This is a genomic window from Pseudomonas sp. 910_21 (genome assembly GCF_052850735.1).
Window position 1 is genome coordinate 254,903 of the sequence record NZ_VXCY01000007.1, and the last position, 23,562, is coordinate 278,464.

The 23,562-nt window shown below is 63.6% G+C and carries 20 protein-coding genes; 8 read left to right on the top strand and 12 right to left on the bottom strand.

Annotated features, from left to right (window positions below; genetic code table 11):
- Positions 1-71 precede the first annotated feature (71 nt).
- From copD to FW796_RS22685, 6 genes are all read right to left on the bottom strand, one after another.
- Positions 72-944 (bottom strand): copper homeostasis membrane protein CopD, encoded by an 873-nt coding sequence (gene copD / locus FW796_RS22660; RefSeq protein ID WP_446440077.1) that lies wholly within the window; start codon positions 942-944, stop codon positions 72-74.
- A 3-nt stretch (positions 945-947) separates the two neighbouring features.
- Entirely contained in the window at positions 948-1,316 is a 369-nt protein-coding gene (gene copC / locus FW796_RS22665) for a copper homeostasis periplasmic binding protein CopC (protein ID WP_346632587.1), read from the bottom strand.
- Positions 1,317-1,444: 128 nt separating this feature from the next.
- Positions 1,445-2,404, bottom strand: a complete 960-nt coding sequence (locus FW796_RS22670) for an AraC family transcriptional regulator (RefSeq protein ID WP_446440078.1) — start codon at positions 2,402-2,404, stop codon at positions 1,445-1,447.
- A gap of 57 nt (positions 2,405-2,461) precedes the next feature.
- Complete coding sequence (locus tag FW796_RS22675; protein WP_446440079.1) at positions 2,462-4,816, bottom strand: glycoside hydrolase family 3 C-terminal domain-containing protein; 2,355 nt, start codon at positions 4,814-4,816, stop codon at positions 2,462-2,464.
- 18 nt (positions 4,817-4,834) lie between these two features.
- On the bottom strand, positions 4,835-6,205 hold the full coding sequence (locus FW796_RS22680) for an MFS transporter (protein WP_446440080.1): 1,371 nt from the start codon (positions 6,203-6,205) through the stop codon (positions 4,835-4,837).
- A 132-nt stretch (positions 6,206-6,337) separates the two neighbouring features.
- Complete coding sequence (locus FW796_RS22685) at positions 6,338-6,772, bottom strand: GNAT family N-acetyltransferase (protein WP_446440081.1); 435 nt, start codon at positions 6,770-6,772, stop codon at positions 6,338-6,340.
- 264 nt (positions 6,773-7,036) lie between these two features.
- On the opposite strand from FW796_RS22685, the gene FW796_RS22690 reads away from it, so the two are divergent.
- Entirely contained in the window at positions 7,037-7,657 is a 621-nt protein-coding gene (locus FW796_RS22690) for a TetR/AcrR family transcriptional regulator (protein ID WP_346632591.1), read from the top strand.
- A 176-nt stretch (positions 7,658-7,833) separates the two neighbouring features.
- On the opposite strand, the gene preA is transcribed toward FW796_RS22690, so the two are convergent.
- From preA to hydA, 3 genes are all read right to left on the bottom strand, one after another.
- The gene (preA, locus tag FW796_RS22695; RefSeq protein WP_404939515.1) at positions 7,834-9,108 is read right to left on the bottom strand and encodes an NAD-dependent dihydropyrimidine dehydrogenase subunit PreA; all 1,275 of its coding nucleotides are present in this window, start codon (positions 9,106-9,108) and stop codon (positions 7,834-7,836) included.
- Positions 9,109-10,476 carry an NAD(P)-dependent oxidoreductase gene (locus FW796_RS22700; RefSeq protein WP_446440082.1) on the bottom strand — a complete coding sequence of 456 codons (1,368 nt, stop codon included), beginning with the start codon at positions 10,474-10,476 and terminating at the stop codon, positions 9,109-9,111.
- Positions 10,477-10,652: 176 nt separating this feature from the next.
- The gene (gene hydA, locus FW796_RS22705; RefSeq protein WP_404939519.1) at positions 10,653-12,092 is read right to left on the bottom strand and encodes a dihydropyrimidinase; all 1,440 of its coding nucleotides are present in this window, start codon (positions 12,090-12,092) and stop codon (positions 10,653-10,655) included.
- Positions 12,093-12,714: 622 nt separating this feature from the next.
- Between hydA and FW796_RS22710 the strand changes: the two genes are divergently transcribed.
- The 7 genes from FW796_RS22710 to msrA all read left to right on the top strand — a co-directional run bounded on the left by FW796_RS22710 (position 12,715) and on the right by msrA (position 21,309).
- Positions 12,715-14,202, top strand: coding sequence for an NCS1 family nucleobase:cation symporter-1 (locus FW796_RS22710; protein ID WP_346632595.1), 1,488 nt, complete (start codon positions 12,715-12,717; stop codon positions 14,200-14,202).
- A gap of 225 nt (positions 14,203-14,427) precedes the next feature.
- Positions 14,428-15,705, top strand: coding sequence for a Zn-dependent hydrolase (locus tag FW796_RS22715; protein ID WP_346632596.1), 1,278 nt, complete (start codon positions 14,428-14,430; stop codon positions 15,703-15,705).
- Between the two features lie 268 nt (positions 15,706-15,973).
- A complete protein-coding gene (locus tag FW796_RS22720) occupies positions 15,974-16,528 on the top strand; it encodes a hypothetical protein (RefSeq protein ID WP_377707678.1) in 555 nt (184 codons plus the stop codon).
- A gap of 109 nt (positions 16,529-16,637) precedes the next feature.
- Positions 16,638-17,606: an aliphatic sulfonate ABC transporter substrate-binding protein gene (locus tag FW796_RS22725; protein WP_446440083.1), complete on the top strand. Its 969-nt coding sequence runs from the start codon at positions 16,638-16,640 to the stop codon at positions 17,604-17,606.
- Positions 17,607-17,720: 114 nt separating this feature from the next.
- Positions 17,721-19,796, top strand: a complete 2,076-nt coding sequence (locus FW796_RS22730; RefSeq protein WP_446440084.1) for an ATP-binding cassette domain-containing protein — start codon at positions 17,721-17,723, stop codon at positions 19,794-19,796.
- Positions 19,793-20,848: an ABC transporter substrate-binding protein gene (locus FW796_RS22735; protein WP_161758161.1), complete on the top strand. Its 1,056-nt coding sequence runs from the start codon at positions 19,793-19,795 to the stop codon at positions 20,846-20,848. Before FW796_RS22730 ends, FW796_RS22735 begins: the two co-directional genes overlap by 4 nt.
- Positions 20,845-21,309, top strand: coding sequence for a peptide-methionine (S)-S-oxide reductase MsrA (gene msrA, locus FW796_RS22740; protein WP_446440085.1), 465 nt, complete (start codon positions 20,845-20,847; stop codon positions 21,307-21,309). Before FW796_RS22735 ends, msrA begins: the two co-directional genes overlap by 4 nt.
- A gap of 84 nt (positions 21,310-21,393) precedes the next feature.
- Here the strand turns inward: msrA and FW796_RS22745 are convergent, their stop codons facing one another.
- The 3 genes from FW796_RS22745 to FW796_RS22755 all read right to left on the bottom strand — a co-directional run bounded on the left by FW796_RS22745 (position 21,394) and on the right by FW796_RS22755 (position 23,538).
- The gene (locus FW796_RS22745; RefSeq protein WP_350024001.1) at positions 21,394-21,666 is read right to left on the bottom strand and encodes a hypothetical protein; all 273 of its coding nucleotides are present in this window, start codon (positions 21,664-21,666) and stop codon (positions 21,394-21,396) included.
- Positions 21,667-22,907: 1,241 nt separating this feature from the next.
- Positions 22,908-23,315 (bottom strand): type II toxin-antitoxin system HicB family antitoxin, encoded by a 408-nt coding sequence (locus FW796_RS22750; protein ID WP_102864418.1) that lies wholly within the window; start codon positions 23,313-23,315, stop codon positions 22,908-22,910.
- Positions 23,316-23,358: 43 nt separating this feature from the next.
- Positions 23,359-23,538, bottom strand: coding sequence for a type II toxin-antitoxin system HicA family toxin (locus FW796_RS22755; RefSeq protein ID WP_092315415.1), 180 nt, complete (start codon positions 23,536-23,538; stop codon positions 23,359-23,361).
- Between the last annotated feature and the right edge of the window lie 24 nt (positions 23,539-23,562).

A 23,562-nucleotide genomic window follows, 5' to 3' on the forward strand; every position in this document is an offset into this window, starting at 1 on the left:
AAGAGGCCCGTAAGATTTGCAGCGATGCTGCCGACGCTTTCGCTGGCAAGCCAGCTCCTACAGGCTGAGGTTTACGCCGCCTGCATCGGTGGCAAGGTGCCCAGCAGCGAGACCGCAGCCACTGCGGCCACCCCCAGCAGCCACTCCATTTGCACGCTGTTGCGCAGGCTCGACAGGCGCTGGTCGCAGCCGCGGATTCGCAGGCGGTTGAACAGCGCCAGCCCGAGCATGCCGGCCACCAGCAGCACCTTGATCAGCAGGATCAGGGCAAAACCACTGAACAATGGAGTCGGCCACCATTGCCCGGTGAGCACCCGCACGTTGATCAGGCCGGTTAGCAGCAAGCCGGTTACCAGGCCATAACCCACGCCGCTGAAGCGCTTTAACAAGGGCTCGACAGACAGCCCCGTGGGTTGGCGCAACACCAGCAACAACACCAGCAAGCCCCCCAACCAGATGGCGACACAGCTTAAATGCACGATCTGATTGAGGATCAGCATCTGCCCCTGCACCCCATCGAGCATGGCGCCGTGACCCACCGGAGCCAGGGTTGCCAGGAGCAGGGCGCCCAACCCCAGTTGCAGCGGCAGGCGCCGGCCCAGCGGGGTCAGCAGCCCCAGCAACAGCAGATTGAGCAGCAGGTGCCAGGTCCAGACCTGGCCGAAGAAGGTCTTGCCCAGCACCAATTGCACGGTCGCCGGGTCCAGCGCCGCCGACCAGGAGCCGGCCATGCTGGCGGTGATCAGCAGTAGCCAGCACAGGCCGCTGCCCAGGCCGATCAGCGTCAACCAGCGGCTGAGCCGATCGAGCTGTCGATGCACGGCGCCCTGGCCGTTCTGTGCTGAATCACGGCCCAGCAACAGCGGGCGAAATACCCAGGCCCCGACCAGGATCAGCACCACCGCAAAGTGCACGAAGCGGCACAGCACCAGCCATGACGCCATGGATTACGGGCTCACCTTGAAGCTGTAGCTGCCTTCGCTCTTGTGGGTGTCCACCGACACCGCGTGCCATTCCACCTTGTATTCGCCGGCGCGCAGTGGCGTGGCGGCCGGGGTGACGATCAGGGTCTTCTTGTCCGCACCTTCGGTGGCCAGGCCTTTCACCTCGAGAGGGGCGCCGTCCTTGCTGATCTTCACTTGGGTGAAGGCCGCTTCCACGCCTTCGGTGAACACCAGGCGCAGTTCGTTGGGCGCAACCACGCTGCTGTCGGCCGCCGGGGTCGAGCCTTTCAGGTGGGCGTGGGCCCATACCGAGGAGGCGGCGAGCATCGAGGCGAGCAGGGCGGTGGCATTGAGCAGATTTTTCAGTGACATGGTCAGGTACCTGATGAACATTGGAGGGCGATAAGCCACGACTGGCGGCGACTAAAAAGGCCCGGGGCGGACTTTCGGCCCCGGCCCAATCCTTGGGCGGCGCCAGTGTACATCGAAGCCGCCGCGGATCAGGAAGCTCGTGGCGGATCGGCGTCGAGCAAGCCGAGGATCTGGCTGTCCCACTCCAGGCAGCGAAAGTCCCGGCCGGCATCCCGGTAATCCCGTTGCAATTGCGACAGGTACTGCTTGCGGTACTCGCTGGGCGTCAGGGCGCAGTGGTTGCGAAATGCCGCGATCAACTGCTTGTGCTCGCTGAAGCCGCAGCTGTAGCAGATTTCGGTGATCGGCAACTGGGTGTTTTTCAGCAGGAAGCGCGCGCGGTTGACCCGCACCTGCGCCAGGTAGTCCTTGAAGTTGCAGCCGTTGACCTTCTTGAACAGCTTGGAGAAGTGGTGGTAGCTGAGGTTGGCCTGGGCGGCGACTTCCGCCAGGGGTAGTTCCCGTTGGTAATGGCGGTTGATGTAGTCGATGCAGTGCCTGATCAACTGCTGGTCCTTGCTGCGCAGGTTCAGCTGTGCCGGTTGCCGGGGCGCGGCATTGGCCTGGTGCAGGCTGGACAGCAGCAGGTAGATCAACGCGGTACGGCGCAAGGCATCACCCTCGGCGCCGTCCAGGTCATGCGCCACCAGTTGCCTGAGGGCCGCCTTGATCTGGCGGTCGCGCGGGCGGTACTGGCTGGCATCCGGCACTTGATAGTCGATGTGCAGGCCGGGCTGCAGTTGCTCGAACAGGTGCGGTGAGAATTGCACCGTGAGCAACTGGCTGTCGGCTTCCAGGGCCTGCAGTTCATGGCTGCGTTCGGGGTTGATGTAGAGCATGCCGCCGGGGCCCAGGTGCTGGCTGTGCGGGTCGACGCTGATCAGAAAGCGGCCCTTGAGCACGCAGATCAGTTCGGCGGCGGCATGCCAGTGGGCCTCGCAGCGTTGCACCTGGGCGGCAAACAGGTTGATCTGCTGCCGGTCGAACTCCACCAGCTCATGCCCGGGGCCGGCACTCGGGGCAGGACGGGTCATGGAAAATGGCAGCATCGGGCATCCTCGAATCAGCAGCGTCGGTTTGCGGACTGTATCCGAACCGGCGCCGGGTCATGCCGGGGCGTGCACTTCCAGGGCCGCCGCCAGTTCTTCACGGGAGATGTCCAGTTCGAGCATTTCCGTCAGGGTGATCAGCAAGCCGCAGAACAGCTCCGGGGCGATCTTGCGCAGCTTTTCCTGTACCTGTTGCTCCGCCAGTCCGCTCTTGTGCGCCACCAGCCGCGCCACCTGCTGGAACAGCACCGGGTTGTCCAGCAGTTGCACCAGGGAGCTGTGAATGTTGAGCGGCGGATACAGGGTTGGCGCCTGCACCTGGACCTCGGCCAACAGCTCGATGTGCCGCGAGGACCCGCCAACCCGCAGCTGGTATTCGCCGCTGTCCACCACCCAGCGGGCCAGGGCCGGGTCGTAGTAGGCGAAATCGTCCCAGTCCAGATGCAGTTCGACCCAGGCGCTCTGACCCGGCTCCAGGGCCACCTTGGCAAATGCCTTGAGGGCCTGGACTTCCCGGGGCAGGCGACAGGTCGGCGGGGCCAGGTACAGCTGCACCACTTCCTTGCCGAAGCGCTCGCCCTGGTTGGCGATCTCCACGCTGACCGTCAGCTGCTGCCCGGGTGTCAGGCTGCTGCTGGAAAGGCGGATTGCCCGGTACTCGAAACAGGTGTAGCTGAGGCCGAAGCCGAACGGGAACAGCGGCTCCAGGCGGCGCTTGTCGTAGTAGCGGTAACCGACGAACAGGCCTTCGCTGTAGCGCTGCTTTAGGTTCTCGCCAGGGTAGGTGAGAAACGCCGGGGTTTCTTCCAGGCTATTGGGCACGCTGACGGTGAGCTTGCCGCTGGGGTTGATCACCCCGAACAGTGCCTGGGCCACGGCGCGCCCCATGCCCTGGCCGGCAAAAAAGGTTTCCAGTACGGCCTTGGCCTGACCCAGCCAGGGCATGACCACGGCGTCGCTGTTGGCCAGGACCACGACAATGTTGGCCTGGACCTTGGCCACTTCGCCGATCAGCCGCTCGTGACTGGGGAGAATGCCCAGGTGCTGGCGGTCGCCGTTTTCTCCGTCTTCGCCCACCGCGGTACTGACGAACAGGATCGCCACATCGGCGGCGCGGGCGGTATCCAGGGCCTGGGCCAGGGCGGCGGGGTCCAGTTGCTGGTCGTGCGCCGCACCCACCGCGTAGCGGATCTCGAAGGCCTCGGCCCCCAGCTCGAAGATTTCGTCCAGGGGCCGGTCCAGCAGGTAGGGGCGAGTGGTGGCACACCCCGAGCCCTGGATCACCGGCTCCTGGGCCGGCTTGCCCAGCACCGCGATACGCGGGGTTTTCCGCGGGCACAGGGGCAGCAACCGGTCCTGGTTCTTCAGCAGCACCAGGGATTCGGCCGCCAGGGTCTGGGCCAGTTGGTGATGGGCGTTGAAGTCGGCCCGGGTCTCGGGCTTGCGGCCGCGGTGAACCTTGTCGATCAGGTCCAGCATGCGCCGACAGGAACGGTCGAGGACATCGCTGGGGATCTGCCCCTGTTCGATGGCGTGCAGCAGCTCGCGCTGGTCGCGGCGGCTCTCGGGCATGGCCAGGTCGTTACCGGCCAGCAGCGCTGCCGGACGGTCCTTGATGCCGTACCAGTCGGACATCACCAGCCCCGGGTACTGCCACTCATGGCGCAGCACCTGGGTCAGCAGCCATTGATGCTGAGAAGTCTGCACACCGTTGAGGCGGTTATAGGACGACATCAGGGTCCAGGGCTGGGCCCGGTCGATGGCACGCTTGTAGCCGGCCAGGTAGATCTCCCGCAGCGCGCGTTCGTCCACCACCGAGTCCATTTCCGTGCGCCGGTACTCCGAGTTGTTGCAGGCGAAATGCTTGAGGCTGGCGCCCACGCCCTGATCCTGCAGGCCGTTGATCAGGGCCCCGGCCAGTTCGCCGCTGAGGATCGGGTCCTCGGAATAGTATTCATAGCCGCGCCCGGCCAGGGGCGTGCGGCGGATATTGATTCCCGGCCCCAGCAGCAGGCCGACGCCGAAGTGCTGGCACTCCACCCCGAGGGCCTGGCCCATGCGATACAGCAGGTGCAGGTCCCAGGAGCAGGCCAGGCTGGAGCCGTTGGGAAAGCAGGTGGCGGGTTTCGACGGGCTGAACAGCGCTTCGGAACCGCTGGCCGGTGACGGCTGCGCGGGCATTTCGCCGCAGTTCTGGTTCACCACCTGGATAAAGTCCTCGAAACTCCAGCTGGCGCCGTCCTCGATCTGCCGGGTGCTGTAGCGCACGCCGTAGGTACCGTCGGTCATGATGAAGTCATCGATGCCCAGGTGTTCCAGGCGCGCGCTACGCCACAGGCCCTGGCCGCTGAGCAGCCTGACCTTGTCGGCGGCGCTCATCCGGGCCAGCAACTGGGAGTGAGAATCGGGCATGGGACAGGCTCCTTGAGGTCAGCGGGCTAGGGCTGTTTGCTTGCGTTGTTCAATACGCTGCAGCAGGTTGCGGTAGGTCTGTTCGTCCAGGGGGTAGAACAGCACGAAGACCAAACCCAGGGCGAACATCAGTGCCGGCACCAGGGTCATCATCAGGGTAATGGCGTTGATCGCCTGGGCATCCACCTGGGCCGCCGAGTAGCCCGAAAGCTGCAGCAGCAGGCCGGCCAGGCCGCCGCCCAGGGCCATGGCGATCTTGGTCACGAAGTTGAAGAAGCCATAAATGGCGCCCTCGGCCCGGCGGCCGTTCTTCCACTCGGCGTACTCCACGGTGTCGGCGATCATTGACCACATGGCGACGAACCCGGCGCCCAGGGTGATGCTGTACAGAGCGATGCAGAACAGGGTCAGCGGCAGATTGCCGGCGGCGAAGCCGTATTGCGTCAGCAGCCCGCCGATCCCCAGCAGCAATACCCCGAGGGTCATTTTCTTCTTCCCCAGCACGGCGATGAGTTTTTCCGAAAGCACGGTGCCGAGGATGTAGGCGGCGGTCTGCAGGGCGAAGAACATCGGGCTGAACCCCTCATCGCCGATCACGTACTTGATGAAGTACACGGCAATGGCCATCCACAGGGTGTTGGCGATGTAGAAAAACAGGGTGAACAGTGACAAGTGAAACAGCGGTGGGTTGTCGAATACCGCCCGCAGCATCTCGCGGATCGACGGCGTCGGGCTGTCCTGGCGCGGGTCGACGCGTTCGCGGGTCATGCCGAAGCAGGCGATGAAGCAGAAGGTGGCCAGCAGGGCGAACAGGCTCACCGCGAAGACGTAGCCGTCCCTGGGATCGGTGAACAGCGCCACCAGACGCTCGGCACTGGTGGCCACGATCAGGTAGCCGATCACCGCCAGGACAAAGCGATACACCGACAGCGAGGCCCGCGAGCCTTCGTGCTGGGTCATGCGGTTGGTCAGCGCCGAGTAGGGCGTGTTGACCGTGGTATAGGCCAGGCAATAGAGGGTGTAGCTGACCAGCGCGTAGGTGAATTTAAGCTCGATGTCCCAAGCGCTGAAACACAGGATGCTCAGGCCTGCCAGGGGCAGGGCGCCGTACAGCAAGTAGGGACGCAGCTTGCCGTGGCGGCTGCGGGTGCGGTCCACCCCGTAGCCGATGAGGAGGTTGAACAGCGCGTCGATCACTCGGGCGATGACGAACACCAGGCTCGCCTCGGCGGCGGACAAGCCATAGATATCGGTATAGAAATACAGCAGGAACAGCGAGACGAAACCGAAGGACAGGTTGCTGGCCAGATCGCCCAGCCCGTAGCCGATCTTCTCCTTGGCACCCAGGACCACGTAGCTCGCACAGATCCTGGCGGTTGGCGTATTCATTGTTGTTATCCGCGACAAGAGGAGTCGTGATTCTAAGAATTCCGCTCGCCGGACACTTGTCGTTATTTGTGCGAATGCTGGGGCTTATTTGTGCGGTTGCCGGGGGAGGGCTACTCCCCCGGCAAGGGTCGGTCAGGTGTTTTTCAGCTGCATGTGGATGATCGGAAACGGTCGTCCTTCGCCGTCGGTTTCCGAGCGACCGCAGTCGACGAAGCCGTAGTGACGATAGAAGCCGTGGGCCTGAGGGTTCTGTTCGTTGACGTCGACCTTGAGGCCGGGACGGCGTACGTGATCCAGAAGCTTTCGACCGATGCCCTGGCCCCGTTGGGCCGGTTCGATGAACAGCATTTGTACCGTGTTGTCGCTGGTGGCGATAAAACCGCCGGGGCTGGCGTCGGGGTTCTCCCAGACCCAGGCCTCAAGGGCCGGCAGGTAGCTGTCGCGTACCAGCGGGTACAGGCGCTGGATATCGTCTTCAGCGATAAAGTCATGGGTGGCGCGGACCGAACGCTCCCAGAGCGCGGTCAGCAGGGCGTCGTCCGCAGCGACGCGAGGGCGAATCTTCATGGGGGTATTCCATCAGTATCAGGACAGATGGCCGGCGATGGGGCAGGGCCGGCATTCGGGCAGAGACCTGTATGCCCGTTTCGCGAATTAACGCCTGGACGGAGCACCGCAGTGACTGCTGCAAATGAGCGGGAGGCCGATCCTACCCAATACCGCCGGGTGGCGAAAGACCCATGCCGGCCGGCAATGTCGCAGGCCTGACAGCTCCCCGCGGTGCGCGGGCGGATGCTAGTCTTGGCGCAGACTGTTTTCGTAGGAGCCCTCATGGGCAATCACAAGATCGAGATTCGTCGCAGCAACGTTGAAAAGATCCTCCTGGCTGCCGAGAAAGTCTTCGCCGAAAAAGGTTATGCCGGGACCGCCATGGCCGACATCGCCGAAGAAGTGCAACTGCCGCGTTCCAACCTGCATTACTACTTCAGCACCAAGAACGAGCTGTACAGCGCCGTGCTCCTGGACCTGCTGGACGTGTGGAAACAGGACGCCCTGTGCTTCGAGATGTTCGACGACCCGCGCGTGGTGCTCAGCAGCTACATCCGCGCCAAGATGCAGCATTCACGCAGCCGGCCTTATGGCTCCAAGGTCTGGGCCAACGAGATCATCCATGGCGCGCCGACCCTGGGCGAGACCCTGGATGCCAGCCTGTACGACTGGGCGAAGATGAAGGAAGCGAAGATCCGCCAATGGGTCGAGGCTGGACGGATCTTGCCGGTGGAACCGTCGAGCCTGCTGTACATGATCTGGGCCTCGACCCAGCATTACGCCGACTTCGACCATCAGGTGATGATCCTCAACGACCATCAACCGTTGTCGGATTTGCAATTCGAACGCGCAGTCCAGACCGTCACCCGCGTCATCCTGCGGGGCATCGGCCTTGAACCCTGAACCTGCATCGCCGCTTCCCGTAGGAGCTGGCTTGCCAGCGAAGAGGCCCGCAAGATCGCCTTCGCCGGCAAGCCGGCTCCTACAGAACCTCCCGCGATCTCTCTGCCAGCCGTAGGAGCTGGCTTGCCAGCGAAGGGGCCCGCAAGACCACCTTCGCCGGCAAGAGCAGGCCTCTCTCAAACAGCTTCGCGGTAGGGATTGCGCGGGTCGTGCAGCCAGTCGAGGAACGGCTTGCCGGTTTCCTGGGGCACCATCTCGATGCAGTCCTGCACCGGGCAGGTGATCTGGCACAGGTTGCAGCCCACGCATTCGTCGTCGATCACTTCATATACATGGGTGCCGTCGGCTTGCCGGAGGCTGGCAATCGCCTGGTGCGAGGTGTCTTCGCAGGCGATATGGCAGCGGCCACAACCGATGCACGCCTCCTGGTCGATCTTGGCGATCACCTGATAGTTGATGTCCAGGTACTTCCAGTCGGTGGTGTTGCCCACCGCGCGCCCGGAGAAGTCTTGCAGGCTGTGGTAGCCCTGGCTGTCCATCCACCGCGACAGGCCGTCTTTCATCTCGTCGACGATGCGAAAGCCATGCAGCATCGCCGCCGTACACACTTGCACCGCGCCGCAGCCCAGGGCGACGAACTCCGCGGCATCGCGCCAGTTGCCGATGCCGCCAATGCCGCAGATCGGCAGGCCGCGGGTCTGCGGGTCACGAGCAATCTCGGCCACCATGTTCAGGGCGATCGGCTTGACCGCCGAGCCGCAGTAACCGCCGTGGGTGCTCTGGCTGCCCACCATCGGGTGAGCCACCATGCGCTCCAGGTCGACGCTAGTGATGGAGTTGATGGTGTTGATCAGCGACACCGCGTCCGCCCCGCCACGATGGGCAGCGCGGGCGGCCATGCGGATGTCGGTGATGTTCGGCGTCAGCTTGACGATCACCGGCAGCGAGCAATAGGTCTTGCACCAGCGAGTCACCTGCTCCACGTACTCCGGCACCTGGCCCACCGCCGCGCCCATGCCCCGTTCCGGCATGCCGTGGGGGCAGCCGAAGTTCAGTTCGATGCCGTCGCAGCCGGTGGCTTCCACCAGGGGCAGGATGGCTTTCCAGGATTCCTCGACGCAGGGCACCATCAGCGAGACGATCAGCGCCCGATCCGGCCAGTCCTTCTTCACCTGGGTGATTTCCCTGAGGTTGATCTCCAGGGAGCGATCGGTGATCAGCTCGATGTTGTTGATGCCCATGACCTCGCGGTTGGGCCCGAAGTGCGCCGAGTAGCGCGACGAGACGTTGACCGCCGCCGGGTCCTCGCCGAGGGTTTTCCAGACCACGCCACCCCAGCCGGCCTCGAACGCCCGGACCACGTTGTAGGCCTTGTCAGTGGGCGGCGCGGAGGCCAGCCAGAACGGGTTGGGGGCTTTGATACCGGCGAAGACAATCGACAGATCGGCCATTTATGCAGCCTCCACATTGAGCATGAGTTGGGCATGTATGGCTTCTGCGGCCAGCTTGCCGTGTTGCACCGCCTGCACGGTCAGGTCCTGGCCGAGGCTGACGCAGTCGCCACCGGCGTAGACCCCGGGGATGCTGGTGCGCAGTTGTTCGTCGACCTGGATACGTTCCCCGCAGCGCTGCAGTTCCCGAGCCAGTGGATCGGCCAGGGCGCCGCCGTCGAACGACTGGCCGATGGCCTTGAAGATGGCATCGGCGGCCAGCTCGAAGGTTTCGCCGGTGTTCTGCAAACGTCCCTCCAGCATTCGGGTGCGAGCGAAGCGCATACCGCGTACCCGGCCCCGGTCATCCAGCAGCACTTCTTGCGGTGCGGCCCAGGTCAGCAGGCGCACCTGATTGGCCTTGGCGATGTCCTGCTCGTGCCCGGTGGCACCCATGTCCTCGACGCCCCGGCGGTACACCAGATTGACGTCGCGGGCGCCGAGGCGGGCCATTTGCACCGCCATGTCGATGGCGGTGTTGCCGGCCCCGAGAACGATGCAGCGGTCCGCCAGGGGCAATTGGCTGAGGTCGTCGGCCTGGCGCAGTTCGCGGATGTAGTCGGTGGCGGCCAGCATTCCGGGGGCCTCTTCATGCTCCAGCCCCAGCTGCTTGCTGGCGGCCAGCCCGAGGCCGAGGAACAGCGCGTCGAACTCCTGATGCAGTTGGGTCAGGCTCAGGTTGTCGCCGAGCTTGTGCCCGTGGCGGATCTCGATGCCACCAATGGCCAGCAGGAACTCCAGCTCCCGCTGAGCGAAGTCATCCACCAGCTTGTACTTGGCGATTCCGTATTCGTTGAGGCCACCGGCCTTTTCCCGGGCTTCGAAAATCACCACCTCATGGCCGTGCAGGGCGCTGCGGTGGGCGCAGGACAAACCGGCCGGGCCGGCGCCGACCACGGCAATGCGCTTGCCGGTGGGTGCGGCACGCTGGAACGGGTGTTCAGTGAAATGGGCATTGTCCAGGGCATAGCGTTGCAGCAGGCCGATCAGCACTGGCGCGCACTCCTGGGCGTTGTTGCGCACGCAGGCCTGCTGGCAGAGGATCTCGGTGGGGCAGACCCGGGCGCAACTGCCGCCGAGGATGTTGGCCGAGAGAATCTTCTGCGCCGCGCCCTGGACGTTGTCGGTGTGGATATTGCGGATGAACGAAGGAATGTCGATCTCGCTGGGGCAGGCGTTGACGCAGGGCGCGTCGTAGCAGTACAGGCAGCGCGAAGCTTCAAGATGGGCCTGGCGGGCGTTGAGCGGTGGCGCCAGATCGCTGAAATGGCCGGCCAGGGTGGCGCCGTCCAGGGTCGGGTGGGGCAAGTGGTTCAAGGTCTTGATCACGGTATTGGCCTCACGGTTTTTTTAGCGGCTGCCTCTGACGGGCATGTTTTCCAACTCCACGTAGGAGCCGGCTTGCCGGCGAAGAGGGCCTTGGGCCTGGTGGTGCCCTTGAGGACGCCTTCGCTGGCAAGCCAGCTCCTACACAAGCCAGCTCCTGCGATGGGGGAGGAGTGGGGTCAGCGTTTGACGGCGCTCGGCTTGTTCCGCTCGGCGCGCTTGCTCAAGAGGTCGAACACCGCCGGGTAGGCCGGGCGTTCGATGTAGCGCCCGGCGCCGCGTTCGGCCCGCAGGTCGCCGTCGGCCCATACCAGCTTGCCCTGGCTGATGGTGTGGCTGGGCACGCCGCGCACGGTCTTGCCTTCGAAGATGTTGAAGTCCACCTGCTGGTGGTGGGTCTTGGCGGAGATGGTGCGGCTGCCTTGTGGGTCCCAGAGCACCAGGTCGGCATCGGCGCCGACGCGGATCGCGCCCTTGCGCGGGTAGAGGTTGAAGATCTTCGCGGTGTTGGTGGAGGTCAGGGCGACGAACGCCTGCATCGACAGGCGTCCGCTATTGACCCCTTCATCCCAGAGCACCGCCATGCGGTCTTCGATACCGGCGGTGCCGTTGGGGATCTTGCTGAAGTCGTCGCGGCCGGCGGCTTTCTGTTCGGCGCAGAAGCAGCAGTGGTCGGTGGCGGTGGTGTGCAGGTTGCCCGATTGCAGGCCACGCCACAGTGCTTCCTGATGGCCGCGAGGGCGGAAGGGCGGGCTCATCACGTAGCCGGCGGCGGTCTGCCAGTCCGGGTCGCGGTACACGCTGTCGTCCAGCAGCAGGTGCCCGGCCAGGACCTCGCCATACACCGGTTGGCCCTTGCCCCGGGCGTAGCTGATTTCGTCCAGGGCTTCCTGGGTCGACACGTGCACCAGGTACAGCGGTGTGCCCAGGGTTTCGGCGATGCGGATCGCCCGGCTGGCGGCTTCGCCTTCCACTTGCGAAGGCCGCGACAGCGGGTGGGCTTCGGGGCCGGTGATGCCCTGGGCCAACAGCTTGCGTTGCAGGTGATACACCAGCTCGCCGTTTTCCGCATGCACCGTGGGCACCGCCCCCAGTTCCAGGCAGCGCTCAAAGCTCGCCACCAGGGTGTCGTCGGCGGCCATGATGGCGTTCTTGTAGGCCATGAAGTGCTTGAAGCTGTTGATGCCGTGGTGCTGCACCAGCTCGGCCATTTCCTCGCGTACCTGCTCGCTCCACCAGGTGATGGCGACGTGGAAACCGTAGTCGCTGGCGGATTTTTCCGCCCAGCCGCGCCACTGGTGGAAGGCTTCCAGCAACGACTGCTGGGGGTTGGGAATGACGAAGTCGATGATTGAGGTGGTACCCCCCGCCAGACCCGCCGCCGTGCCGCTGAAAAAGTCTTCGCTGGCCACGGTGCCCATGAAGGGCAGTTGCATGTGGGTATGGGGGTCGATGCCGCCGGGCATCAAGTATTGGCCGCTGCCATCGAGCACTTCGCAGCCCGCGGGAATATCCAGATTGTTGCCGATGGCGCGAATCACACCCGCTGCGCAGAGTACATCGGCCTTATAACTTTCATCATGGGTAATAACGGTGGCGCCACGGATCAACAGAGACATTCCGAGTTCCTCGCAGGCATGACCGACTTGTGCCGGTTCTAACTTTTTTATTGAACGCGCTGACAACTTAAACAATCCTGTCAGCGGTGACAGGATTAGAAGCTAGTCGCACTTCAAAGAAACAGCAAGAATATTTTTTATAAGCTTATACCAAAGATAACTTATTGAAATATAACGATTAAAAATAGAAATTCGCAATATGGTGCAGCGCCTCACCATTTTGACGCACTTGACAGGATCGAAAAATAGTCGAGATTTCCTATGTCAAATCAGCTGCTTGAGGAGGCGCTGCGAAGACCAATAGATAACCAGGAAAATAACCGTGCACTGCTTTGGGTCCTGACCGAATGGACAACTTGCCAAACACCCGGCCTGAGTGAATTGGCAACTAACCGAGGACTTCAAAGTTAATTGAATAAAACTGAGTGGCATCAGTTGTTTACATGGATTTCGCACACTGTGCAGTAGCGAGTTCGGCAGTTGTTGGCATCTTTATTGAGTGCCGCCGCAGATCGCTGGCCAGGAGGGCGGAAGTCGTAAGTTCTCCGGCCATCGTCCGGCGCGCTGTTCCTGGGTGCGCCGGCCTGATGAGCAAAATAATCAGAACAACAGTGGAGCGGCCATGCAACAGATCAGATCCCAGGTGACCGAGCGCGAAGGCTTGTACGAGCTGGACGCCGGCAGCGACGTGCTCGACAGCCCCCGTTACAACCACGACATTGCACCGACCAAGGTCCAGGAACGCACCTGGAACAAATGGCACATCACCGCACTGTGGATCGGCATGTCGATCTGTGTGCCCACCTACACCCTGGGCGGGGTGCTCACCGCCTACTTCGGCCTCAGCGTCGGCGAGGCGCTGCTGGCGATCCTGCTGGCCAATATCGTGGTGCTGATTCCCCTGACCCTCAACGCCTTTGCCGGTACCAAGTACGGCATTCCGTTCCCGGTGCTGTTGCGCTCGTCGTTCGGCATCATCGGCTCCAATGTGCCCTGCCTGGTCCGCGCCCTGGTGGCCTGCGGCTGGTTCGGCATCCAGACGATGTTCGGCGGGCTGGCGATCCACCTGTTCCTGGGCTCGATCTTCGAGGGCTGGAAGGCCCTGGGCGGCACCGGTGAGGTGATCGGCTTCATGATCTTCTGGACCCTCAACCTGTGGGTAGTGCTGCGCGGCGCCGAGTCGATCAAGTGGCTGGAAACATTGTCCGCGCCGCTGCTGGTGGCGGTGGGCATCGGGCTGCTGGTGTGGGCCTTGCCCAGCGTGTCCCTGAGCGAGTTGCTGGCGATCCCGCCCAAGCGTCCCGAGGGCGCCAGCGTCACCGGTTACTTCATGGCCGGGCTGACGGCGATGGTGGGCTTCTGGGCCACCTTGTCGCTGAACATTCCCGACTTCAGCCGCTACGCGAAAAGCCAGAAGGACCAGATCCTCGGGCAGATCTTCGGCTTGCCGCTGACCATGTTCCTGTTCGCCGCCCTGGGAGTGGTGATGACCGCCGCCTCGGTGAAACTGGTGGGGGTCACCGTCTCCGACCCGGTGAGCCTGATCGGCCATATCCAGAGCCCGGGCTGGGTGGCCCTGGCCATGGCGCTGATCATCATCGCCACCTTGTCCACCAACACCGCAGCCAACATCGTCTCGCCCACCAACGACTTCCAGAACCTGGCGCCTAAGCTGATCGGCCGTACCACGGCGGTGATCCTTACCGGCCTGGTGGGGCTGGTGCTGATGGGCCACGAGTTGCTGAAAAAGCTCGGCCTGCTGATTTCCGACGTCAGCCTGGAGACCGTGTATTCCAACTGGCTGCTGGGCTACTCCAGCCTGCTGGGGCCGATTGCCGGGATCATGGTGGTGGACTACTTCATCATCAGGCAACAGCGCCTGGACCTGGCCGGCCTGTACCGCGACGACGTTTATCCGGCGTGGAACTGGCACGGCTTCATCGCCTTCGGCGTGCCGGTGGCGCTGACCCTGATGTCCCTGGGCAGCAGCGCCTTCAACTGGTTCTACAGCTACGGCTGGTTCACCGGTTCGGCCCTGGGCGGGCTGATCTACTACGGCCTGTGCACTTGGCGCAGCCCCCAGGTGGCGACCGCCAAGACCCCAACATGAACACCCAGCCAGCGCTCACGTGCTCACCACATACGCGCGGTTGTTTGTAGGAGCTGGCTTGCCAGCGAAGGCGTCGGCACGGGCGACGCACATCTTGCGGGCCCCTTCGCCGGCAAGCGGAACACCATCCGGCCTGCTCCTACCTATTGTTGCCAGGCCGTTATCCCGGGAGATTGCGTCATGCATCCCCCGACAAAATCAAAAGAAACGCCTGAGGAGATCACCATGAACGCTGCCGTCGAGGTTCTGCAATCCAGCCATCAGCACATCAACCGCGATCGCCTGTGGCAGTCGCTCATGGAACTGGCCAAGCTCGGCGCCACGGTCAAGGGCGGGGTCTGCCGTCTGGCCCTGACCGACCTCGACCGCCAGGCCCGGGATCTGTTCGTGAAGTGGTGCGAGGAGGCCGGTTGCACCGTCACCGTGGACGGCATCGGCAACATCTTCGCCCGCCGCCCCGGGCGCAATCCGCAGTTGCCACCGGTGATGACCGGCAGCCATATCGACACCCAGCCCACTGGCGGCAAGTTCGACGGCTGCTTTGGCGTGCTGGCCGGGGTGGAAGTGCTGCGCACCCTCAACGACCTCAAGCTGGAAACCGAAGCGCCCCTGGAAGTGGTGGTGTGGACCAACGAAGAAGGTTCGCGCTTCCCGCCGTGCATGATGGGCTCCGGGGTGTTCGCCGAGAAGTTCACCCTGCAAGACACCCTGGCCAAGACCGACGTCGATGGCATCAGCGTCGGCGAGGCCCTGAACGCCATCGGCTACGCCGGCACGCGCCCGGTCAGCGGGCATCCCGTGGGTGCCTACTTCGAGGCGCATATCGAGCAGGGGCCGATTCTTGAAGACGAGCGCAAGACCATCGGCATTGTCCTCGGCGCTCTGGGGCAGAAATGGTTCGACCTCAAGCTGCGGGGTGTCGAAGCCCATGCCGGCCCGACCCCCATGCACCTGCGCAAGGACGCCCTGGTGGGCGCTGCGGCCGTGGTGGCGGCGGTCAACCGCGCCGCACTCGGTCACCAGCCTCACGCCTGCGGCACCGTCGGCTGCCTGCAAGCCTACCCGGGTTCGCGCAACGTGATTCCGGGAGAGGTGCGCATGACCCTGGACTTCCGCCACCTGGAGCCGGCGCGCCTGGATTCGATGATTGCCGAAGTGCGCCAGGTGATCGACAACACCTGCCAAGAGCACGGCCTGAGCTTCGAACTGACCCCCACCGCGGACTTCCCGCCGCTGTATTTCGACCCCGTCTGTGTCGACGCCGTGCGCGGTGCCGCCCAGGGGCTGGGCCTGTCCCATATGGACATCGTCAGCGGTGCGGGGCACGACGCGATCTTCGTCGCCGAGCTGGGCCCGGCGGGGATGATCTTCGTACCCTGCGAAGGTGGCATCAGCCACAACGAAATTGAAAACGCCGACCCCGACGACCTGGCCGCCGGCTGCGCCGTGCTGCTGCGCGCCATGCTCGCCGCCTCCCAATCCATCGCCCACCGCCAACCGTAGGAGCCGGCTTGCCGGCGAAAGAGCCCGTAAGATTTGCAGCGATGCTGCCGACGCTTTCGCTGGCAAGCCAGCTCCTACACGGGGCTTATGGTGTTTTACGAATCCGCCCACACCGCCATTCCCGTAGGAGCCGGCTTGCCGGCGAAGAGGCCCGCAAGACATGCATCGCCAGTGCCGACGCCTTCGCTGGCAAGCCAGCTCCTGCATGGGGCATCGTCAGGCGCTTGGCTGGCGTACACTGGCGAACTTTTCGCACGGGATGCCGAATATGCACAGGATGGCGCTTTGTCTGGCCCTGGCTCTGAGCCTGGGTGGCTGTATCGATTACAAATGGGGTCACGATTGGAAGGCTGACCGCCTCGGCGGTTGGCAGGACGCCAGCACCGGCCAGTATGACCAGGGCACCTCGTTCAAGCTGGCCTGCGGGCCCGAACCGCTCTATGTAACGGTGACCTCCGCGCCGTCCCACCACCTGATGTCGCTGCTGTTCATTCCTCTGGTCCCCGCGGCCACCGGCGATGACAACCACCTGGACATCAAGGCCAGCCACCCAAGCCTGACGGCGTGTTCTTCGTCTGCTCAGAATCCCCTGGTGCTGAAGCTGGATAACCAGGTGATCGACAATGTCGAGTACCTGTCCCGTAACCAGGTGGGCTCCTGCCAGATAAGGCTTGACGCTCGCCAGTTGCAGGGCGAACGGGTGTCAATCGAGGTCAATCAGGCTGTGCTGCCTTGCACGGTGGCTCCGCTGACCCTGAAGAAAAACGGCTACTTCTGCCTGCGGCAAACCCAGTTCGGCGGTTCCGCGCCCTGCGGCCGTTAGCAGCGCGTAGATGCACGAACCTAAGCTAATTCCTAAAAAGTATTTATTTTCGATTTGTTAGATCGATTAGCTTTTAGCGACTTTCCTGTCTCCGAGAAGGTCCGCCCCCATGCGCCTGCCCTTTGCTTTGCGTCGTAGCTTGTCGATCACCGCCCTGGCCGGTCTGGCGCTGGGCATGGCCCTCAATGCCCAGGCCGACACGAACCTGCGTATCGGCTACCAGAAATCCTCGACCCTGCTGGCGCTGCTCAAGGCTCAGGGCACCCTGGAAAAACAACTGGCGGGGCAGGGCGTCAACATCACCTGGCACGAATTCACCAGTGGCCTGCCGCTGGCGGAATCGCTGAACGTGGGCAACGTCGACATCAGCGCCGATGTCGCCGACACGGTGCCGGTCTTCGCCCAGGCGGCCGGGGCCAAGCTGACCTATTTCGCCACGGAAACCCCATCGCCTGCGGCCCAGTCCATCGTCATCCCCAAGGATTCGCCGCTCAAATCCCTGGCTGACCTCAAGGGCAAGCGCGTTGCCGTGACCAAGGCCGCCGGCAGCCATTACCTGCTGATCGCCGCCTTGCGCCAAGCCGGGCTGAGCTTTGCCGATATCCAGCCGGTGTACCTGACCCCGGCCGACGGTCGCGCGGCTCTGGAAACCGCCAAGGTCGATGCCTGGGTCACCTGGGAACCCTTCGTTGCCAGCGCCGAACGCCAGCAGGGCGCGCGGGTGTTGCATGACGGCCAGGGGCTGGCCAGTTATCGCCGTTACTACCTGGCTTCCAACGATTACGCCAAGGCCCATCCCGAGGTGCTGCAGCAAGTGTTCGCCGAGTTGCAGAAGACCGGCGCCTGGGTCAAGGCGCACCCGGCCGAGGCGGCAAAACTGCTGGGCCCGCTGTGGGGCAACCTGGACGTGCCGACCGTGGAACTGGCCAACAGCCGCCGCACCTACCAGGTGGAAGTGGTGAAGCCGGAAGCCTTGGGCGAGCAGCAGAAAATCGCCGATGCCTTCTACCAGGAAAAGCTGTTGCCCAAACCGGTGGATGCCCGGGCCGTGCAGTTGTGGAGCCCCAAATCGTTGTAAGTGACCGTTAGATCGCTTTCGCCTGTAGGAGCCGGCTTGCCGGCGAACAGGTCCCCCCCTTTTTTCTTGTTCACCGCCGGCTACGCCATCCCGCGTCCGGCGTCAGGAGTTCCCGTGTCTGCCGTTCACCCCCAACAGGCCTTCGCCGTCCCGGCCCCGGCCGCCACTCCAGCGAACCACGCCGACGTGGTGCTGGAGCTGCGTCACTTGACCAAGACTTACGGCCGCCGCCGTGGCCCGTCCGCTCCGCCTGCGGTACAGCAGGTCAGCCTCCAGGTACGCCGTGGCGAGGTGCTGTGCCTGATGGGTACCTCCGGCAGCGGCAAGTCCACCTTGCTGCGGCATATCAACCGGTTGATCGAGCCCAGCAGCGGCGAGGTGCTGATCGACGGCCAAGCTATCAGCCGACTCTCGGCTCAGGAGCTGCGCACCCTGCGTTCCCGGCGCATCGGCATGGTCTTTCAGCACTTCGGTCTGTTGCCCCATCGCAGCGTGCGCGACAACGTCGCCTTGCCCCTGGAACTGCGCGGCGAACCCGAGGCCCTGCGCCATGCCGCGGCGGATCTGCAGTTACACGCCATGGGCCTGGACGGCTGGGGCGATCACTATCCCCATGAACTGTCCGGCGGCATGCAGCAGCGGGTCGGGCTGGCCCGGGCCCTGGTCAGCGAGCCGGACATTCTGCTGATGGACGAACCCTTCAGCGCCCTGGACCCGACTATTCGCCGCGACCTGCAAAGCCACTTTCTGCGGGTGGTGCGCGAGCGCGGCATCACCACCTTGCTGGTGACCCACGACCCGGCCGAAGCCCTGCGCCTGGCGGACCGCATTGCCGTATTGCGCCACGGCCAGCTGATTCAACTGGGCACGCCCGAGGAACTGCTGGAACAGCCAGCGGATGCCGAAGTCGCGGATTTCTTCCAGGAGCACGGCGCCCGCAGCGGCACGCCCGTGGTGGCCGCGATTGCGCCGAGCAAAGCTGTGGCTGCACCGGCTCCGGTCAGCCCCGGATTGTCCTTTGCCCAGGCCCTGCTGTTGGGGCCGGCGGCCCTGGCCGCCAGCGGTCGCGGTAGCCTGTACTGGCTGGGCTTTGCCCTGGAACTGGGCGCTGCTGCAGCCTTGGGTCAGGGGCTGGCCACGGCCAGTTTCGCCTGGGCCGCCTTGGCGATCATCGGCTTGCTGTTCAGCCGTCTGTTGAGCCTGACCCTGGCCCGCCGTCCCAGCCGCCTGGGCCGTTCCGACTGGCGCTTGCCGTGGTTGGTGTTGCTGCTGTCCCAGGCCCTGGTGTTGTGGCGGGTACTGGCCGCCGATGCCTCTGGCCCCTGGCTGCAATTTCCCGCCGACCGCCAAGTGCTGCTGGGCACCGCGGCGGCCATCGACCAGTTGATCGGCTGGTCCCAGGTCACCTTTGAAAGCACCTTCGTCGGCGTGATAGTCGCCGTGCGCACGGTGATCGAAAGCATCGAAAACCTGCTGGGCTGGCTGCCCTGGCCAGTGCCGGCCCTGGCCCTGGTCCTGCTGGCCTGGCGCAGCGCCGGCGCCGCCCTGGCCCTGACCAGCGCCGCCGCCTTGCTCTACATCGGGCTGTTCGGCTTCTGGGAGCGGACCATCGCCACCCTGGCTCTGGTGGGCTCCTCGGTGCTGATCTCGCTGCTGATCGGCGTGCCCGCCGGCATCCTCCTGGCCAAGCGCGCCCTGGCCCGGCGCCTGATCACCCCGCTGCTGGACGTGATGCAGACCCTGCCGACCTTCGTGTACCTGATTCCGGCAGTGGCGTTCTTCTCGGTGGGCAAGACCCCGGCGGTGATCGCCACGGTGATCTTCGCCCTGGCGCCGATGATCCGCCTCACTGCCCTGGGGATTCAGGAAGTGCCCAAGACCGCTGTTGAAGCAGCCCTGGCCCACGGCGCCACGCCGTGGCAGATCCTGACCAAGGTCGAACTGCCCCTGGCCGCCGGCTCACTGCTGCTGGGGATCAACCAGACCCTGGTGATGAGCCTGTCGATGGTGGTGGTGGCGGCGCTGATCGGCGCCGGTGGCCTGGGCTACGACGTGATGACCGCGCTGCGCAACATCAAGGGCGGCGAGGGCATGTTGGCCGGCGCCGCGATCGTGTTCTGCGCGCTGATTCCCGATCGAATCATTCAAGCGACCCTGCGCCAGCGGGATCGTACTTTGCATCAATCATGAGGTGTCCCTTGAACAAGTCGTTTACCCGTACCCTTGGCGCCGCCGCGCTGCTGTTGGGTCTGTCCCTGCCGGTGCTGGCCAAGGACAAGATCGTCATTGGCGAACAGAACTGGACCGGCGCCATCGCCATCCAGAACATCCTCGGCGAAGTGATCAAAAGCCGCCTCGACGGCGACGTTTCCTACCTGGCCGGTGACGTGCCGGTGCTGTTCGCCGCCGCTGCCAAGGGCGACGGTTCGGTGGACGTACTGACCGACATCTGGCTGCCCAACCAGTCCGCCGCCTGGGCCAAATACGTCACCGGCGGTACCCGTTCCCTGGTGCCCAACAAGCAGCCGTACCTGGGGGTGCAGGGCTTCTACATTCCCGGCTACCTGCAAGACAAATACGGGGTGAAATCGGTCTACGACCTGCAAAAGCCTGAAGTGGCGAAACTCTTCGAACCCCTGGGCGGCGGCAAGGCGCAACTGCTGGTGGGTCCGGCGGGCTGGGAGTCGACCTACATCGGCGAGATCAAGGCCAAGGATTTTGGCTTTGCCGACAAATTCGAATCGGTCTCCACCGAAGCCTCGGTGACCTACGCCAAACTCGCCGCGGCCTACAAGGCCCAGCGCGGCGTGGTGTTCTACGCCTACACCCCGGACTGGATCTTCTCCGCCTTCGACCTGCGCCGCCTGGATGAACCGGCGTTCGACGGCTATGCCCAGGACAACAAGAAGGGCGACCCGCTGTACAAGGCCGACGGCTGCTGGAAATTCATCAGTCCGACGGTGGATGCCGACTGGCTGAGCAAGAGCAAGATCACCTGCGCCTACCCGGATGCACGGGTCTATGTCCTGGCCTCCAGCGCCCTGCAAAAACGCGCACCACGGATCGCCGCGTTCCTGGAGAACTTCAGCATCGAACCCCAGGCCTTGAATGACCTGATCCTCAAGATCGAAAAGGAACAGCAACCGGCGGCGCAGGCGGCCAAGGAATGGGTCGCGGCGCATCCGCAGATCGTTGATGGCTGGCTGGGTGCCAGCGGTGAGAAAGTGGGAGTGGCGCAATGAGCGGGGCGCTGGTGAATAGCCTCGAACAGGCGACCTTCGGCGCTGGCTGCTTCTGGGGCGCGGAAGCCGCGTTCCGGGCGCTGCCGGGGGTAGTGGATTCCCGTGTGGGCTACGCCGTGGAAGCGGGTGACGAGGCGTTGCAGATTGAAGTGGTGCAGGTGGATTTCGACCCGCAGGTGCTGGCGTATTCGACCCTGATCGAACACTTCTGGGGCCTGCACGATCCGACGTCGGTGGACCGCCAGGGCGAACATGGTGGGGTGAAATATCGCTCGGCGATTTTCCACACCAACGCCGTGCAGGCTGAACAGGCGAGGGCGGCCAAGGTTGCCCTGCAAGCGTCCGCGCGTCTCAACAAACCCGTGGCCACCGTGATCCTGCCCCTGGGCCGCTTTGACCTGGCGGATGAAGAACACCAGCGTTACCTGGAGAAGAACGGCCTGAGCAGCTGTCATATCTGATCGTTTGCAGATACGCAGACTTCTGTAGGAGCTGGCTTGCCAGCGAAGAGGCCCGCAAGACCGCCTTCGCCGGCAAGCCGGCTCCTACACAACCCTCCACTGAATCACTTCCAGCACCGCGCAGCCTTCTCGTGTCAGCAGATGCACGCCACGGGTGATGCGGGTCAGGTCGCAATCGCTGATGTCTTTCAGTTTCAGGGTGGACAGGCTGTCCATCAGGTCGCGAACCACGGTGAAACGGTGGGCGGCGCTGCTGGCCAGGTCGCTCAAGGGGGCGTCGGTATCGAGGTAGAACACCGGGTGTTCGGTGTCGTGGGTGTCGATGGGGGTGAAGCGGGGGAGGTGATGGTCAGTCATAGGTACGGCTCCTGCTTATAGAGCAATCGTCTTTTTGCCGACCGTGAGGATTGGGGCAGTGATGCGCGAGCAGGCTGGCCGGGGATAGGGCAACAGCACACCTTGAGGTGTCCCGCGCACCACCGTCATAACCTTTGATCGCAGGGACAAAAGCGACTGCGAGGATGTTTGAAAGTGGATGCGTTCCTATATTCGACCGGCCAAGGTCGCTCGCGGATTTTGCCGCGTGGGCGAACTATAGGGGGGATGCCAGAGCGGTGCAATTGGGCATTGAAGGTGATGTTTGAGTGGTTGTGTCGACTGTTGGTGGCTGGTTTTGATGGAGTACATATCCATTGCTGCGGGTGTTGCGGCTGGCGGTTTCGCCCTTACGGCGAGTCACTTTGGAAAAGCCCCAAAGTAACCAAAGGGCTCCTGCCCCCGCATCCGGCGCCTCGCCTAGGCTCGGCGTTCCCTCGCTCCGGCATTGCTCCGGGGGCACGCCGCCACAGGCCATCCATGGCCTGATGGCGGCTAGCTCGGCATCCATGCCGAGCTGCCCCCTGCGCAATGCCTACGCTCGGCCTCCTGAAGGGGCAGGAAGATCAAAAGCAAAAGCAAAAGCAAGATCAAAAGCAAGATCAAAAGCCCAAGCGCGTTGTACGCGCTTCCGTAGGAGCCGGCTTGCCGGCGAAGAGGCCCGCAAGACATGCGTCGCCCTGGCGGACGCCTTCGCTGGCAAGCCAGCTCCTACAGGGGGGCGGTGCACACCGATCAATCTCCAGGCCGGCCGGCAGGCCGCCGTCAGATTTTGCCTTTGCTTTTGATCTTGCTTTTGATCTTCCTGCCCCTTTAGACACGATGGCCGAACGCAGGCATTGATCCGTGGGTAACCCGGCAGGACGCCGGGTTAGCCGCACTGGGCCAGGGATGGCCCAGTGCGGCGGCCCACGGATCAATGCCGGAGTGAGGGCATGCCGAGCCTAGGCGAGGCACCGAGTGGAGGGGCAGGAGCCCTTTGCTTACTTTGGGGCTTTTCCAAAGTGAGTCGCCGTAAGGGCGAAACCCTAAGCGGCCGTAACCGCAGCAAAGGATATGTACCCAGAACTCGCGGTAAGAGCGAATCACTTTGGCAAAGCCGGAATGCCGGTCCAGCCCAGAATAACCAAAAGGCTCCTGCCCCAGCATCCGGCGCCTCGCTCCGGTCTCCTGACGGGAGAGCAAAGCCAAAGCCTGAACCCTCACCCTTTCAATCAAAACCCTCAAACGCCCTGCAAGACCCTCAACGCAGCCTGAGCCAAAAAGCCCGATCGGCTTTTCTGTTCCGGATGATGTTTCACATATTCATCAATTCGATTCAGCAAATAGCCCGGCAGCGTGATGTTGAGTTTTTCCGCCTTGCCCATGTAGCGAGTGATGTCGATATCAATCACGGCCCAAGTGCAGCCTTGATACTGGGGATTGGCGGCGTGGAGGGTCACTGTGCGCGCGGTGGGAATGGCTGCTCCTTCTTCGGCCAGTAATTCCAGGTGGCCTTCGATGGCTTCGCGGGCCATGGCCATGGCGTCGTCGAGGTCGTCACCGGCGGAGAAGCAGCCAGGAATATCGGGTACTTCCACACCCCAGGCGTGTTGGTCGTCACCGGGGAGAATGGCAATGGGATAGAGCATGGACTGATCCTCCTTCGGACCTGGGAGCGTCGAGCCTGGGTGGTTAGAGCCGGGCTTGTTTCAATATGCTGCTTACCGTTTTGGCCAGTAGATCTTTTTTGGGATGGGGGATGGTGACCAGGCCTGGCTTGGTTGGGTGTTTGAAGTGGTGGTGACTGCCCTTGACCCTGACCAGATACCAACCATCTGCTTCGATCTGGGCGATGAGTTGCCGGCTGTTCACATCACTTTCAACTCCCTGTCGTGG

Excerpts from the sequence above, each read along its gene's own strand:
- copC (WP_346632587.1), bottom strand. The coding sequence starts at position 1,316 with ATGTCACTGAAAAATCTGCTCAATGCCACCGCCCTGCTCGCCTCGATG.
- FW796_RS22745 (WP_350024001.1), bottom strand. The coding sequence starts at position 21,666 with ATGACTGACCATCACCTCCCCCGCTTCACCCCCATCGACACCCACGAC.
- FW796_RS22690 (WP_346632591.1), top strand. The coding sequence starts at position 7,037 with ATGGGCAATCACAAGATCGAGATTCGTCGCAGCAACGTTGAAAAGATC.
- FW796_RS22735 (WP_161758161.1), top strand. The coding sequence starts at position 19,793 with ATGAGGTGTCCCTTGAACAAGTCGTTTACCCGTACCCTTGGCGCCGCC.
- hydA (WP_404939519.1), bottom strand. The coding sequence starts at position 12,092 with ATGTCTCTGTTGATCCGTGGCGCCACCGTTATTACCCATGATGAAAGT.
- FW796_RS22715 (WP_346632596.1), top strand. The coding sequence starts at position 14,428 with ATGAACGCTGCCGTCGAGGTTCTGCAATCCAGCCATCAGCACATCAAC.
- FW796_RS22685 (WP_446440081.1), bottom strand. The coding sequence starts at position 6,772 with ATGAAGATTCGCCCTCGCGTCGCTGCGGACGACGCCCTGCTGACCGCG.
- msrA (WP_446440085.1), top strand. The coding sequence starts at position 20,845 with ATGAGCGGGGCGCTGGTGAATAGCCTCGAACAGGCGACCTTCGGCGCT.
- FW796_RS22725 (WP_446440083.1), top strand. The coding sequence starts at position 16,638 with ATGCGCCTGCCCTTTGCTTTGCGTCGTAGCTTGTCGATCACCGCCCTG.
- FW796_RS22670 (WP_446440078.1), bottom strand. The coding sequence starts at position 2,404 with ATGCTGCCATTTTCCATGACCCGTCCTGCCCCGAGTGCCGGCCCCGGG.
- FW796_RS22680 (WP_446440080.1), bottom strand. The coding sequence starts at position 6,205 with ATGAATACGCCAACCGCCAGGATCTGTGCGAGCTACGTGGTCCTGGGT.
- FW796_RS22710 (WP_346632595.1), top strand. The coding sequence starts at position 12,715 with ATGCAACAGATCAGATCCCAGGTGACCGAGCGCGAAGGCTTGTACGAG.
- copD (WP_446440077.1), bottom strand. The coding sequence starts at position 944 with ATGGCGTCATGGCTGGTGCTGTGCCGCTTCGTGCACTTTGCGGTGGTG.
- preA (WP_404939515.1), bottom strand. The coding sequence starts at position 9,108 with ATGGCCGATCTGTCGATTGTCTTCGCCGGTATCAAAGCCCCCAACCCG.
- FW796_RS22750 (WP_102864418.1), bottom strand. The coding sequence starts at position 23,315 with ATGCTCTATCCCATTGCCATTCTCCCCGGTGACGACCAACACGCCTGG.
- FW796_RS22720 (WP_377707678.1), top strand. The coding sequence starts at position 15,974 with ATGCACAGGATGGCGCTTTGTCTGGCCCTGGCTCTGAGCCTGGGTGGC.
- FW796_RS22675 (WP_446440079.1), bottom strand. The coding sequence starts at position 4,816 with ATGCCCGATTCTCACTCCCAGTTGCTGGCCCGGATGAGCGCCGCCGAC.